Source organism: Streptomyces sp. NPDC051677 (assembly GCF_044453465.1).
Lineage (GTDB): Bacteria > Actinomycetota > Actinomycetes > Streptomycetales > Streptomycetaceae > Streptomyces.
Genome location: NZ_JBITCT010000026.1, coordinates 83,526 through 98,148 on the forward strand (window position 1 = coordinate 83,526; position 14,623 = coordinate 98,148).

General features: G+C 72.1%; 9 protein-coding genes. 2 read left to right on the top strand and 7 right to left on the bottom strand.

All coding sequences use genetic code 11. The features are described 5' to 3' along the window. Positions 1–270: 270 nt before the first annotated feature. The 5 genes from ilvC to ACIBAF_RS28095 all read right to left on the bottom strand — a co-directional run bounded on the left by ilvC (position 271) and on the right by ACIBAF_RS28095 (position 8,480). Entirely contained in the window at positions 271–1,269 is a 999-nt protein-coding gene (gene ilvC, locus ACIBAF_RS28075) for a ketol-acid reductoisomerase (protein ID WP_093781113.1), read from the bottom strand. 130 nt (positions 1,270–1,399) lie between these two features. Next, positions 1,400–1,924 (bottom strand): acetolactate synthase small subunit, encoded by a 525-nt coding sequence (gene ilvN / locus ACIBAF_RS28080; RefSeq protein ID WP_079659303.1) that lies wholly within the window; start codon positions 1,922–1,924, stop codon positions 1,400–1,402. A 22-nt stretch (positions 1,925–1,946) separates the two neighbouring features. After that, positions 1,947–3,797 carry an acetolactate synthase large subunit gene (locus tag ACIBAF_RS28085; RefSeq protein ID WP_399466658.1) on the bottom strand — a complete coding sequence of 617 codons (1,851 nt, stop codon included), beginning with the start codon at positions 3,795–3,797 and terminating at the stop codon, positions 1,947–1,949. Between the two features lie 258 nt (positions 3,798–4,055). After that, positions 4,056–7,115: a putative bifunctional diguanylate cyclase/phosphodiesterase gene (locus tag ACIBAF_RS28090; protein ID WP_399466659.1), complete on the bottom strand. Its 3,060-nt coding sequence runs from the start codon at positions 7,113–7,115 to the stop codon at positions 4,056–4,058. A gap of 411 nt (positions 7,116–7,526) precedes the next feature. Further along, positions 7,527–8,480, bottom strand: coding sequence for a 2-hydroxyacid dehydrogenase (locus ACIBAF_RS28095; protein WP_399466660.1), 954 nt, complete (start codon positions 8,478–8,480; stop codon positions 7,527–7,529). Positions 8,481–8,556: 76 nt separating this feature from the next. On the opposite strand from ACIBAF_RS28095, the gene ACIBAF_RS28100 reads away from it, so the two are divergent. After that, a complete protein-coding gene (locus ACIBAF_RS28100; protein WP_399466661.1) occupies positions 8,557–9,555 on the top strand; it encodes an aldo/keto reductase in 999 nt (332 codons plus the stop codon). A gap of 102 nt (positions 9,556–9,657) precedes the next feature. Then, complete coding sequence (locus ACIBAF_RS28105) at positions 9,658–10,821, top strand: PQQ-dependent sugar dehydrogenase (RefSeq protein WP_399466662.1); 1,164 nt, start codon at positions 9,658–9,660, stop codon at positions 10,819–10,821. 6 nt (positions 10,822–10,827) lie between these two features. Here the strand turns inward: ACIBAF_RS28105 and ACIBAF_RS28110 are convergent, their stop codons facing one another. Both ACIBAF_RS28110 and ACIBAF_RS28115 read right to left on the bottom strand, forming a co-directional pair. Next, positions 10,828–11,163, bottom strand: a complete 336-nt coding sequence (locus ACIBAF_RS28110) for a DUF6191 domain-containing protein (RefSeq protein WP_399466663.1) — start codon at positions 11,161–11,163, stop codon at positions 10,828–10,830. A gap of 40 nt (positions 11,164–11,203) precedes the next feature. Beyond that, the gene (locus ACIBAF_RS28115; protein WP_399466664.1) at positions 11,204–14,248 is read right to left on the bottom strand and encodes an AAA family ATPase; all 3,045 of its coding nucleotides are present in this window, start codon (positions 14,246–14,248) and stop codon (positions 11,204–11,206) included. Between the last annotated feature and the right edge of the window lie 375 nt (positions 14,249–14,623).

Sequence of the window (14,623 nt, forward strand, 5' to 3'; positions counted from 1 at the left end):
CGAAGGCCCACGTAGCGGAGCTACTTGGGTCTTCAGCCGGTGCGGCGAGAGTGCGTGCCGGGCGGCGTGGGGGCGTGCTCGCAATTCCTCGGTGTCGCTGGGCCGCGTGGAAGACGCACGACGCTGTGGGCCTGAACGCGTATGTAGTGCAGCAGTGTAGTGCTGCACCGGAGGTCGCCTTACGCCTCCGCGAAAGGATCACCCGTCCGTGGTGGGACGGAATGGCCGAGAGGGCCGGAGCAACAGGCTCCGGCCCCCAGGGCGTGAGGCTCACGCCTCGTCGTTCACCCAGCTCATCAGCTTGCGGAGCTGCTTGCCCGTGGTCTCCAGCAGGTGCTCGGAGTCCGCGGTCTTGTACTCGTTGTACTTCTTCAGGCCGCCGTGGTACTCGTCCATCCAGTTCTGGGCGAACGTGCCGTCCTGGATCTCGGCGAGGACCTGCTTCATCTCGGCCTTGGTGGCGTCGGTGATGATGCGCGGGCCGGTGATGTAGTCGCCCCACTCGGCGGTCTCGGAGACGGACCAGCGCATCTTCTCCAGGCCGCCCTCGTACATGAGGTCCACGATCAGCTTCAGCTCGTGCAGGCACTCGAAGTAGGCGATCTCCGGCTGGTAGCCGGCCTCGACCAGGGTCTCGAAGCCCGCCTTGACCAGCGCCGAGGTGCCACCGCACAGCACGGCCTGCTCACCGAACAGGTCGGTCTCGGTCTCCTCGGTGAAGGTCGTCTTGATGACGCCGGCGCGGGTGCCGCCGATGCCCTTGGCATACGACAGGGCGAGCGCGAAGGCGTTGCCGGTGGCGTCCTGCTCGACGGCGGCGATCGCGGGGACGCCGCGGCCCTCCTCGTACTGGCGGCGGACCAGGTGACCCGGGCCCTTGGGGGCGACGAGCGCAACGTCGACGCCGGCCGGGGCCTTGATGAAACCGAAGCGGACGTTGAAGCCGTGCGCGAAGAACAGCGCGTCGCCGTCGTTCAGGTTCGGGGCGATGGACTCCTCGTAGACCTGGGCCTGGATCGGGTCCGGGATGAGGATCATGATGACGTCGGCCTCGGCGGCGGCCTCGGCCGGGGTCACCACGCGCAGGCCCTGCTCCTCGGCCTTGGCCTTGGACTTGGAGCCCTCGTGCAGACCGACCCGGACGTCGACGCCCGAGTCACGGAGCGACAGCGCGTGGGCGTGGCCCTGGCTGCCGTATCCGATGACCGCGACCTTGCGGCCCTGGATGATGGACAGGTCGGCGTCGGCGTCGTAGAACAGCTCGGCCACTTTGGGTTCTCTCCTTGTGTGCAGGTGTTGCGTCCCACCGTATGACGGCGGGCGGAAGGGAAGTTTCGGGGTCTCGGCATACGGGCGGTGCGCGGGCGGCCGGGGTCGTCCGGACCGCCCGGAACCATCCTTACGCCGAGCGGTCGAGCGCGCGCAGCGAGCGGTCCGTGATCGAACGGGCGCCGCGGCCGATCGCGATCGAGCCGGACTGGACCAGCTCCTTGATGCCGTACGGTTCCAGCATCTTGAGCATGGCCGTGAGCTTGTCGCTGCCGCCGGTGGCCTCGATGGTCACGGCCTCCGGGGAGACGTCGACGGTCTTGGCGCGGAACAGCTGGACGATCTCGACGATCTGGGAGCGCGTCTCGTTGTCGGCGCGCACCTTCACCAGAACGAGTTCACGGTGAACGGCCTGTCCCGGCTCCAGTTCGACGATCTTCAGCACCTCGACGAGCTTGTTGAGCTGCTTGGTGACCTGCTCCAGCGGCAGGGCGTCGACGCTCACCACGATCGTGATGCGGGAGATGTCGGCGTGCTCGGTGACGCCGACGGCGAGCGAGTCGATGTTGAAGCCTCGGCGGGAGAACAGGGCTGCGATCCGGGCCAGGATGCCCGGCTTGTTCTCCACCAGGACGGAGAGCGTGTGCTTGGACATGTCTTCTTTACGTCTCTCTCGCTCAGTCGTCTTCGTTGTCGCCGAAGTCGGGGCGGACGTCCCGGGCGGCCATGATCTCGTCGTTGGAGGTGCCGGCGGCGACCATCGGCCACACCATCGCGTCCTCGTGGACGATGAAGTCGACGACGACCGGGCGGTCGTTGATCGAGTTCGCCTCCTCGATGACCTTGTCGAGGTCGTCCGGGGACTCGCAGCGGATGGCGTAGCAGCCCATGGCCTCCGACAGTTTCACGAAGTCGGGGACGCGGGTGCCCCGGGCGTCCGGGTTGACGTCGTTCGGGCCGGAGTGCAGCACGGTGTTGGAGTAGCGCTGGTTGTAGAACAGGGTCTGCCACTGCCGGACCATCCCCAGGGCGCCGTTGTTGATGATGGCGACCTTGATCGGGATGTTGTTCAGAGCGCAGGTGGTGAGCTCCTGGTTGGTCATCTGGAAGCAGCCGTCGCCGTCGATCGCCCAGACCGCCTGGTCCGGCGCGCCGGCCTTGGCGCCCATCGCGGCCGGGACCGCGTAGCCCATCGTGCCCGCGCCGCCGGAGTTCAGCCAGGTTGCGGGCTTCTCGTACTGGATGAAGTGCGCGGCCCACATCTGGTGCTGGCCGACGCCCGCGGCGAAGATCGTGTTCTCGGGCGCGAGCTGCCCGATGCGCTCGATGACCTGCTGCGGGGAGAGCGAGCCGTCGGAGGGCTGGTCGTAGCCGAGGGGGTAGGTCTCGCGCCAGCGGCTGAGGTCCTTCCACCAGGCGGTGTAGTCGCCCTGCTGGCCCTCGCTGTGCTCCTTCTGGACGGCCTGGACCAGGTCGGCGATGACCTCGCGCGCGTCCCCGACGATCGGAACGTCGGCGACGCGGTTCTTGCCGATCTCCGCCGGGTCGATGTCAGCGTGGACGATCTTGGCGTGCGGCGCGAAGCTGTCGAGCTTGCCGGTGACGCGGTCGTCGAAGCGGGCGCCGAGGGCGACGATCAGGTCGGCCTTCTGCAGACCGGTGACGGCGGCCACGGAGCCGTGCATGCCGGGCATGCCCAGGTGCTGCGGGTGGCTGTCGGGGAACGCGCCCAGCGCCATCAGGGTGGTGGTGACGGGCGCGCCGGTCAGCTCGGCGAGGACCTTCAGCTCGGCGGTCGCGCCGGCCTTGAGGACGCCGCCGCCGACGTAGAGGATCGGGCGCTTGGCGGCGGTGATCAGCTTGGCGGCCTCGCGGATCTGCTTGGCGTGCGGCTTGGTCACCGGGCGGTAGCCGGGCAGATCCATGGTGGGCGGCCAGGAGAACGTGGTCTTCGCCTGGAGGATGTCCTTGGGGATGTCGACCAGGACCGGGCCCGGGCGGCCGGTGGAGGCGATGTGGAACGCCTGCGCGATGACCCGCGGGATGTCGTCGGCCTTGGTGACCAGGAAGCTGTGCTTGGTGATCGGCATGGTGATGCCGACGATGTCCGCCTCCTGGAACGCGTCCGTGCCGATCGACTTGGAGACCACCTGGCCGGTGATCGCCACCAGCGGCACCGAGTCCATGTTGGCGTCCGCGATGGGTGTCACCAGGTTGGTGGCGCCCGGCCCCGAGGTCGCCATGCAGACGCCGACCTTTCCCGTGGCCTGCGCGTAACCGGTGGCCGCGTGACCTGCGCCCTGCTCGTGGCGGACCAGCACGTGACGCACCCGCTTGGAGTCCATCATCGGGTCGTACGCCGGCAGGATGGTGCCACCGGGGATGCCGAATACCGTGTCAGCGCCGACCTCCTCAAGCGAGCGGATGAGGGACTGCGCGCCCGTCACGTGCTCCACGGGAGTGGGCTGCTGTCCTCCGGAACGGGGCCGCGGCTGCGGATGGTGGGCCCCGGTGGCCTGCTCGGTCATCGGCATTCTCTTCTCGATGCTGAGGGTTTTACTGAGGGTCTTACTGGGGTTCGCCGCGGGTCGTGCGGCGAGGGTGCTGCGGGATTTGTGCAACAAAAAACCCCTCGTGCCAAAAGGCAAGCGAGGGGAGCGCGCCGGGTGTGGGTCGCTGTGAGTTCCGGGACCGCCCGGGCGTCACCAGCTTCAGCCGACGCGCTTTCCAAGTACGAGAATTCGGGTGCGCATGGCATTGACCCTCCCCCTGGCGCGCACCGACTGTCAAGTGGGTGGGACGGGAGTCTCATTATGTGAGCGAAGGGCACTTCCGCTCCCCAGGACGGCGGTGACACCACTGGTGTACACCCCCGCGCCGCCACCCGCGAACGCGGGCTCGGCCGGGCCGTGCGGCATCGGGTAGCGGCCGGTCGCGAGGGCCCGGCGCAGCCGGTACTCGTCGAGCGGACCGGAGAACGCCATGCCCTGTCCGTGCGTGCAGCCCATCGCGCGCAGCGCCACGACCTGCTCGGGCAGATCCACGCCCTCCGCGACGGACTGCAGCCCGAGGTCGCCGGCGATCCGCAGCAGCCCACTGGTGATCTTGTGCAGCCGCGCGGACTCGACGACCCCCTCGACCAGCGAGCGGTCGAGTTTGAGCACGTCGACGGGGAGCCGGCGCAGCGCCGTGAGGGTCGCGTAGCCGCTGCCGAAGCCGTCGAGGGCGATCCGGACGCCGAGGCGCTTCAAGGCCCCGAGGCGGCGCTCCAGATCGTCCAGCGGCACCCTGGGGTCGGTGTCCGACAGTTCGACCACCAGCGCCCCGGACGGCAGTCCGTGCCGCGTCAGCAGCGCCTCGACGGAGCCCAGCGGCATCGACCGGTCCAGCAGCCGGCGGGCGCTCACCCGCACGACGACCGGCACGTTCAGCCCGCTCGCGGCCCGGTCGGCCGCCTGTTCGACGGCCTCTTCCAGCATCCAGCGGCCCAGCTCGGCGGTCTTGTCGCTGTCCTCCGCGACCCGCAGGAACTCGGCGGGCGTGAAGAGCACCCCTTGGGAAGAACGCCAGCGGGCCTGCGCGGCGACCGACGAGATCCGGCCGTCCTCCAGGCGCACCAGCGGCTGGTGCAGCAACGCGAACTCGCCGTCGTGCAGCGCGGCACGCAGCCGCGTGGCCAGCTCCGCCTTGCGTACGACGTCCTGCTGCATCTGTGGCTTGTACAGCTCGACCCGGCCCTTGCCGGCCGCCTTGGCGCGGTACATGGCGAGGTCGGCGTTGCGCAGCAGCTCACCGGCGCCGAGGCCGGGTTCGGCGAAGGCGACGCCGATGGACGCGGCGACACGCACTTCGTTGCCGTCGATGAGGTACGGCTGGGAGAGCGTGAGCCTGAGACGGTCGGCGAGTTCCAGTATGTGGCGTTCCCGGGCGGCACGGTCACGGGTGCCGTCGCCGACGATCAGGGCCGCGAACTCGTCGCCGCCCAGCCGGGAGGCGGTGTCGCCCTTGCGGACCGCGTCCTGGAGCCGGCGGGCGGCCTGGACCAGCAGTTCGTCCCCGGCGGCGTGGCCGATGGTGTCGTTGACGGCCTTGAAGCCGTCCAGGTCGATGAAGAGGACCGCCGTGTTGCGCAGGGCGGGGCCCCGGTCGGAGCTGCGGCGGCCGGACAGGGCCTGCTGGACGCGTCGGGTGAACAGCGCGCGGTTGGGCAGGTCGGTGAGCGGGTCGTGCTCGGCGTTGTGCTGGAGCTGCGCCTGCAGGCGTACGCGCTCGGTGACGTCCCGGCTGTTGAAGATCAGGCCGCCGTGGTGACGGTTGACGGTCGACTCGACGTTGAGCCAGCCTCCGTCACCGGAGCGGAACCGGCACTCGATGCGGGTGGTGGGTTCCTCCTGGGGGCTGGCGGCGAGGAAGCGGCGCACCTCGTGCACCACGCAGCCCAGGTCCTCCGGGTGGATGAGATGGGCCAGCTCGGTGCCGACCAGCTCCTCGGCGGGCCGTCCGTAGACCCCGGCGGCGGCCGGGGAGACGTACCGGAGGATGCCGCTGGGGGCGGCGATCATGATGACGTCGCTGGAGCCCTGCACCAGGGAACGGAAGTGGTTCTCCTTCTGCGCCAGTTCCTGGGTGAGGGAGACGTTGTCGAGCAGCATGATCCCCTGCCGCACGACGAGGGCGAGCACGACCGCGCCGCCGGTCAGCAGCACCACGCGGTCGACGCTGTGCCCGTTGAGGACGTTGTAGAGGATCCCCAGGGTGCAGACGGCGGCCGCGAGATACGGCGTGAGCGCCGCCAGGGAGCCGGTGATGGGCCGGGTGGTCGGATACCGGCCGGCCTCGCCTCCCTGGGGAGACGTCCGGTCCGGCGCCTGCGGGGCGGCCGCCTGCGCGGACGGGCGGTGGGCCGTGCGCGACGGCCCGTGCGGGTGACCTCCGGCGCGCTGCTGGCCGGGTACGTGCTCGTGCACCACACGCGTGTGCCCCTCGTCCGCCGCTCCCTGGCGGGAGGCGGCCCAGGGCGCGTACGCCAGGAGCAGCGAGCCCGCGAACCAGCCCGCGTCGAGGAGCTGGCCCGAGCGGTAGTTGTTGTGCAGCAGCGGCGAGGTGAACAGGGCGTCGCACATCACGGTCAGCGCGAGCGCGCCGACGGCCGTGTTCACCGCCGTGCGATTCACGGGCGACCGCCTGAAGTGCAGGACGAGCACCATGCTCACCAGGGCGATGTCGAGCAGCGGGTACGCCAGAGACAGCGCCGCGTGCGCCACGCTCGGTCCGTCGAACTTCGCCGCCTGGGCGAGCGCGAGGCTCCAGGAGAGGGTGAGCAGCGAGCCGGCGATCAGCCAGGCGTCCAGCGCCAGGCAGACCCAGCCCGCCTTCGTCATGGGCCGGGCGGCGAGCACCAGCAGCCCCACGATGGCCGGGGGCGCGAAGCACAGGAAGAACAGGTCGGCGAAGCTGGGGCTGGGCACGGGCCGCCCCAGGACCACCTCGTACCACCCCCAGACGAAGTTGCCGAGGGCCGCCATCGCCGAGGAGAGCGAGAACAGCAGCCAGGCGGATCGAAAGCGGACGCGCCGGGTGCGCGCGTAGAGGAGGCACGACACGGCGGCGGCGCCCGCCGCGGCGGTCAGCCCGAAGTCGCCCATGATCAGCGCGAGTTCGTCGGAGCCCCAGCCGAGCGCGGAACCGACGGCGTATCCCGCGCACATGAGGGCCAGCAGGAGTTGGTGGACCAGGTTCGATCCGGGGCCGCCGGCGGGCGGCCGCGCGGTGCACGGGGCCCCCGTGGGAGCCTGCGTCCGCACGGCTCCGTCGAGGAGGGTCGTGGAGGTCGGCGGCGGGCTCACCGGATCCTCCCGGTCTGCGTCACTCCCGGATCCCTAGGGTCCCGGGGAGCCGGCTGCGCGTGCGTCCGGCGGCTGGCGCACCTGCGGTGGTGATGGCCGTGGTGGCTGCCGTGACCGGGTCCGCGCGCGGCCGAGCGCCAGGGTCGCCGTCGGCGGCTCCGCCGCGTCGGATCGTTCGTCCATAGGCCGTGCATCGCCCGTCGCCCCCCTCACAAGTCTGAAATGTCCATCCCTGACGCCGAACGTGCGCGGCGCAGCCCCTGTCGGGACGATACACCAGTCTCGTCACTCAGGGACATAGTTCCTCTACGCTGCGTGACGATCATCGGCATATGCGCCCGGATGAGGTACAGACCGCGTCCGGAGGACTGCGGAGGGTGCCCGAACCGGACTACAGGGCTGCCGTCGTTGTCACGATCCGTTCGCCGTGCCCGTCGTAAGGATCACGTTGCGCAGCGGCTGCCGGTTCACGAAGCGTTCCAACTGGTCCACCAGGAGTCGCTCGGCGCGGGGCAGGAAGGCGGAGGTGGGACCGCCGACATGCGGGCTGACGAGGACACCCGGCGCACTCCACAACGGATGCCCCGGGGGCAGGGGTTCGGGGTCGGTGACGTCCAGGGCGGCGGTGAGGCGACCGCTCTCCAGTTCGGCGAGCAGCGCCTTGGTGTCGACGACCGGGCCGCGGGCCACGTTGACCAGCAGCGCGCCGTCCTTCATGTGGGCCAGGAACTCGGCGTCCACCAGGCCGAGCGTGGTCTCGTTCAGCGGCGTGGACACGATCACGACGTCCGCCTCGGGGAGCAGGGCGGGCAGTTCGGCGATCGGATGCACGGGGCCGCGCGCCGTCGTGCGCCAGGAGCGCGCGACGCGCGCCACCCGCGCCACCTCGAAGGGCACGAGCCGGTCCTCGATGGCGGAGCCGATGGAGCCGTACCCGACGATGAGCACGTTCTTGTCGGCGAGCGCGGGCCGGAACCCGCCGAGCCATTCGCCCCGGTCCTGGGCCCGCACGAAGTCGGGCACCCCCCGCAGCGACGCGAGGACCAGGGTGAGGGTGAGCTCGGCGGTGCTCGCCTCGTGCACCCCGCGCGCGTTGCACAGCCGTACTCCGGGGGGCAGGGACGGGAGGGCCGGCTCGACGTGGTCGATGCCGGCGGACAGCGTCTGGAGGACTTCCAGTGCGCTCATCGCGGGCAGGGGCCGCTGCCCGACGGCCGGGGGCTTCATGTAGGGGACGACGTAGAAGGCGCAGTCGGCCGGGTCGGCCGGAAAGTCCTCCTCACCGTTCCAGAAGCGGTAGTTCGGCCCCTGGGGGAGACCCGCGATCTCCTCCGGAGGGATGGGAAGCCATACGTCAGTGCTCATGGGCGGGAGGCTATGTCAGGCACGCGCGCGTGCAGAGGTTAGGTTGGGGGCTCTGGAGAGGGAGGGTTTCGGGCAGGTGGAGCGCAGGACGATCGGCGCGGGGGCGCTCGAGGTGGGGGCCGTAGGTCTCGGGTGCATGCCGATGAGCTGGGCGTACAGCGGGTCGCGGCAGCGGGGGGACGAGTCGCTGAGGGCGGTGCACCGGGCGTTGGACGCGGGTTCGTCCCTGTTGGACACCGCCGACATGTACGGGCCGTTCACCAATGAGCTGTTGCTGGGGCGGGTGTTGAAGGAGCGGCGCGGGGACGCGTTCGTGTCGACGAAGGTCGGGCTGCTGGTCGGCGAGCAGCACATCGTGGCCAACGGCCGCCCCGGGTATGTGAAAAGGGCCTGCGACGCATCCCTGCGGCGCCTGCAGACGGACGTCATCGACCTCTACCAGCTGCACCGCGCGGACCCCGAGGTCCCGGTCGAGGAGACGTGGGGCGCGATGGCCGAGCTGGTCCGGGCGGGCAAGGTGCGGGCGTTGGGGCTCTGTGCGGTGGGGGCGCGGGGCGGTCGCCGGGCCGGGGGGCGGCTGCACGACGGAACGATTCGGCAGTTGCAGCGGGTCCAGCAGGTCTTTCCGGTGAGCGCGGTGGAGGCGGAGCTGTCGGTGTGGTCGCCGGAAGCGCTGGAGACGCTGCTGCCGTGGTGCGAGGCCCGCGGGGTCGGTTTCCTGGCGGCGATGCCGCTCGGCAACGGCTTCCTCACCGGCACGCTGACCCCGGGCGAGGGCTTCGAGCCGGACGACATGCGGGCCCGGCATCCCCGGTTCACCGCCGAGATGATGGCCGCGAACCAGCCGATCGTCGCCGGTCTGCGCCGGGTCGCCGCCCGGCACGGCGCGTCCGTGACGGCGGCGCAGGTGGCGCTGGCCTGGGTGCTGGCGCAGGGAAGGCACGTGGTCCCCGTGCCGGGCGCCAAGCAGGAGCGCTGGGTGACGGAGAACGCGGCGGCGTGCGCTCTGCGCCTGACGCCGCAGGACCTGACGGACGTGGCGGAGCTGCCGGGGGCGCGCGGATCGTGGGAGTGAGTGCCGCTTTCGGGTCCGGTCGGGCCGGATCGGGAACCCGGGGGGCGTGAGCGGCGTAGGACAAGTGGAGCCTGCCGCGGGCGCCGCCGTGTCGAAGGGACCATGATCGTGCAACGTCGAGCTGTGTCGGCCGTGCTGGCCGCGAGTGCTCTGCTGGTGACGGCCGGCTGTTCCTCCGACTCCGGGGGGTCGCCGAGCGCCGCCTCCCCGAGCGCGTCCCCGGGGCGCACGGCCGCGCAGACCTCCCCGCCGGCCGAGGAGACCCCGCCCGCGAAGGGCACGGTCAAGGTGGTGCGCACGGTCGCCGAGGGCCTGAACACCCCCTGGGGCCTCGCCCCGCTCCCCGAGGGCGGCCTCCTGGTGGCCTCGCGCGACGAGGGGAAGATCACGCGGGTGGACGAGAAGACGGGCCGCAAGACCGAGCTGGGCGAGGTGCCGGGCGTCTCCGCCGCGGGCGAGGGCGGACTGCTGGGCCTCGCCCTCTCCCCCGACTACGCCTCCGACCACATGGTCTACGCGTACTTCACCTCGGCCTCGGACAACCGGATCGTCCGCATGCTCTACGACACGAAGCGGCCGTCCGGGGATCAGCTGGGGGCGCCCGACACGGTCTTCAAGGGCATCCCCAAGGGCATGATCCACAACGGTGGCCGGATCGCGTTCGGCCCGGACGGCATGCTCTACGCGGGCACGGGCGAAAGCGGCGACCGGGGTCTGGCCCAGGACAAGAAGTCCCTGGGCGGCAAGATCCTGCGGCTGACCCCGGAGGGCGAACCGGCCCCCGGCAACCCGTTCCCGGACTCGCCGGTGTACTCGTACGGCCACCGCAATGTGCAGGGGCTGGCCTGGGACTCCGAACAGCGCCTGTTCGCCTCGGAGTTCGGCCAGGCCACATGGGACGAGCTGAACGCGATCGAGCCGGGCGCCGACTACGGCTGGCCTGCGGCGGAGGGCAAGTCCAAGGACGCGAAGTACCGGAACCCGATAGCCCAGTGGCCCACCGACGACGCCTCTCCCAGCGGCATCGCCTACGCCGAGGGCTCGATCTGGATGGCGGGGCTGAAGGGGCAGCGCCTGTGGCGCATCCCGCTGAAGGGCACGGCAGCCTCGGCGGACCCGCAGGCCTTCCTCAAGGGCGAGTACGGCCGGCTGCGCACGGTGGTGTCGGCGGGCGGCGACAAACTGTGGGTCACGACCAGCAACACGGACGGCCGGGGCGACCCGAAGACCGGGGACGACCGGATCCTGGAGCTGGCGGTGAGCTGAGCCCCGTCACCGGTCCTCCGCCCCCACCTCGCCCTCCGCCTCCGCCTCGACCTCCGCCCCCACCTCGCCCTCCGTCTCCGCCTCGACCTCCGCCCCCACCTCGCCCTCCGTCTCCGCCTCGACCTCCGCCCCCACCTCGCCCTCCGCCCCCACCTCGGCCACCGTCTCCGTCTCCGCCTCCGTCTCGGGCTGCCGTACGACGACCTTCCCGGAGGCGAGGTCTATCGGCCCGCGCCCGGGATCACCGTCCCCGACGTCCTCCCGGGTCAGCTCCAGCCGGTTCTGCTCGTCCCGGGTGTGCTTACGGCCCGGTGAGAAGAGTTCCTCGAAGGCGTTGAACATCGTTCTCCCTTTCCGGGGGCCGGTGTGTCACCGCTCTCCATCATCGCGCGGACACCCGCTCCCCCGCCCCCGGCGGGAACAAGCCCAGCCGATGCGCCAGCGCCGCTGCCTCTCCTCGGCCCGAGACGGCGAGTTTGGACAGGATGTTCGAGACGTGGACACTCGCCGTCTTCGGGGAGATGAAGAGTTCCTCGGCGATCTGGCGGTTGGTGCGGCCGGCGGAGACCAGGCGCAGGACGTCACGTTCCCGGCTGGTGAGGCCCAGGGACTCGACGGGGTCGACGCAGGCCGCCCGTGAGGCGGGGGAAAGGGGCAGGCGGGCGCGTTGGGCGAGGAGGGTGACGGCCTCGGTGAGGGGCACGGCGCCGAGGTGGGCGGCGACCGCGTGGACGAGGTGGAGAAGTTCCGCGGCTCGGGCGCGTTCGTCGTCGCCGCCGGCGAAGAGCAGGGTCTCGGCCAGACGATGGCGGGTGCGGGCGAGTTCGTAGGGGCGTTCCAGGCGTTCGAAGGCGGCGACCACCTCGGACCAGTCGTCCGGGTCGCTGCGGCCCTCGGCGCGCAGGAGCTCCGCACGGACCCAGCATGCGTGGGCCTGCCAGACGGGGGCGAGCGTGGCGAGCGTCCTGGCGGCCGTGCGGATGCGGTCGAGGAGTTCGGCGCGGCCGGGGTCGGCGGCGGGCAGGGCACGGGCGTCGCCCTCGGCGGAGGCGGCGGCGAGCAGCAGGGGCCAGGCGTCGCGTTGCGCGCCGGGCGGGAAGCCGCGGTCGAGAACGGGTGCGAGGTGGGCGCGGGCCTCCAGCGGACGGCCCCGGGCCGCGGCGAGTTGGACGGCGAGGCGGGTGAGAGGGAGGTGGTGCTGGGGGGCGGGCTCGTGGGAGCCGAAGAAGCCCTGTCCGGCGGCGAGTTGGCGGTCGGCCTCGGCGAGGTCGCCGCGGGCGAGGGCCAGTTCGGCGCGCAAAGTGGCGTGGACGCCACGGACGGCGACGCCCTGGCCCACCCGTCCGGCGGCGGCGCAGGCGCGTTCGGCCTCGTCCCAACGGCCCAGGGAGAGAAGGGACTCGGCGAGGTTGCCCCACACCCAGGCCTCGGTGTCGGGCTGTCCGTGCCGTTGGGCGAAGTCGAGGCCCTTCTCCAGGATCGGGACGGCCTCCCGGGAGCGGCCGAGCGCCTCCAGTTCGGAGGGGAGGTTGACATAGGCGTTCAGGGCCACGGAGGGGGCGTCCTCGGCGAGGGCCCGCTCCCTGACCTCCTCCAGCTCCGCGAGGCCGGACTCGATGTGCCCGGCATGGACCATGAGGACGCCGAGGACCTGGCGGGCGTTGAGCTCGATCTCCCGGGAGCCGATCATGCGGGCGTACTCAACGGCCCGTTCGGCGGCCTGGTAGGCGTCGGGGCCGGGGGCGTGGACCATGGACCAGTTGGCGATGTGGGTGAGCACCTCGGCGTGCACCTCGCTGGGCGGCAGGCCGCGCACCAAATCCTGCGCGGTGGCCAGTTCCTCGCGGCCGCTGCCCCGGCCCAGGGAGTGCACCAGCCGGGAGCGCTGCACCCAGAACCAGGCGGCGCGCAGGGGATCGTCCTCGTCCTGAAGGAGGCGCAGCGCCCGCTTGGTGATCTTCAGGGCGCGTTCGCGTTCCCCGCAGTAGCGGCCGGCGACGGCGGCCTCGGCCATGAGGTCGAGGTAACGCAGCGGGGTGGTGGCCGGGTCACAGCCGCAGGGAGGGTAGGCCTCGGTGTAGCCGACGGGGCGCAGGGCGGCCCGTACCTCCTGCGGCGCCGCCTCCCAGAGTTCCATCGCCCGTTCCAGGAGCCGGAGCTGTTCGCTGTAGGCACGCCGGGAGCGGGCCTCGACGGAGGCGTCCAGGACGGCGGGGAGGGCCTTGGCCGGGTCGTGGGCGTGGTACCAGTAGCTGGCCAGCCGCATGACGCGCTCGTCGGCGGGCACGAGCGTCGGGTCGGCTTCGAGGGCCTCGGCGTAGCGGCGGTTGAGGCGGGCGCGTTCGCCGGGCAGCAGGTCGTCGCCGACGGCCTCACGGACCAGGGAGTGCCGGAAGCGGTAGCCGTCGCCGTCGCCGTCGGGGGTGGCGAGCAGGATGTTGGCGCCGACGGCCGCGCGCAGTGCCTCGAGAAGGTCGTCCTCGGCGAACCGGGCGACGGCGTCGAGCAGTCGGTACTCGACGGTGGAGCCGCCCTCGGCGACGACCCGGGCGACGCTCTGCGCGCTCTCGGGCAGCGCCTCCACGCGGACGAGCAGCAGGTCGCGCAGGGAGTCGGTGAGGCCGGTGCGGCAGCCCTCGTGGGCGGCGACGGCCAGTTCCTCGACGAAGAAGGCGTTGCCGTCGGAGCGTTCGAAGATGGCGTCGACCTGGTCGGCGTCGGGTTCGTACGCCAGGATGCCGGCGACCTGGCGGCAGACCTCGTCGCGGGTGAAGCGGGCCAGTTCGAGGCGCTGGACGGTGCGCAGCCGGTCGAGTTCGGCGAGCAGGGGGCGCAACGGGTGGCGGCGGTGGATGTCGTCGGCGCGGTAGGTGGCGAGGACGACGAGGCGGCCGGTGCGCAGGGTGCGCAGCAGGTAGGACAGCAGGTGGCGGGTGGAGGCGTCGGCCCAGTGCAGGTCCTCCAGGGCGAGGACGACGGTGCGGTCGGCGGCGGCGCGTTCCAGGAGGCGGGCGGTGAGTTCGAAGAGGCGGGCCATGCCCTCCTCGTCGTGGCGTGCGGCGGCCGCCACGCCCAGTTCGGGCAGCAGCCGGGCGAGTTCCTCCTCCTGGCCGGCCGCGGCGGCGGCGAGTTCGTCGGGCAGGGCGCGGCGCAGGGCGCGCAGGGCGGTGGAGAACGGGGCGAAGGGCAGTCCGTCGGCGCCGATCTCGACGCAGCCGCCGAGCGCGACGACGGCGCCCCGGCTGCGGGCGGCCGAGGCGAACTCCTCGACGAGCCTGGTCTTGCCGACCCCGGCCTCACCGCCGATGAGCAGCGCCTGCGGCTCTCCCACTGCGGCGCGGGACAGCGCGGCGTTCAGGGTGCCCAACTCGCCGACACGACCGACGAAAACGGGACTGACGGACCTGGTCTCCACGCGGCCGAGCATCGCACGCGCCCGCGAAGACGACCCAGCGGATATCCCCGGAGACGCGTCGGCCATCACCGGCACGACGGCGACCGCCACCGAATCCCCGCCGGCCGCCACCGACAGCCCACCGGACGCCCCCGAAGACCCGCCCGACGGCACCCCAGCCCCGCCCGACAGCACCGGAGACCCGGTGGGCGGGGCCGGAGACCCGGTGGGCGGGGCCGGAGACCCGGTGGGCGGGGCCGGAGACCCGGTGGGCGGGGCCGGAGACCCGGTGGGCGGGCCCGGGGGCCCGGAGGGCGGGCCCGGGGGCCCGGAGGGCGGGCCCGGGGGCCCGGAGGGCGGGCCCGGGGGCCCGGAGGGCGGGCCCGGGGGCCCGGAGGGCGGGCCCGG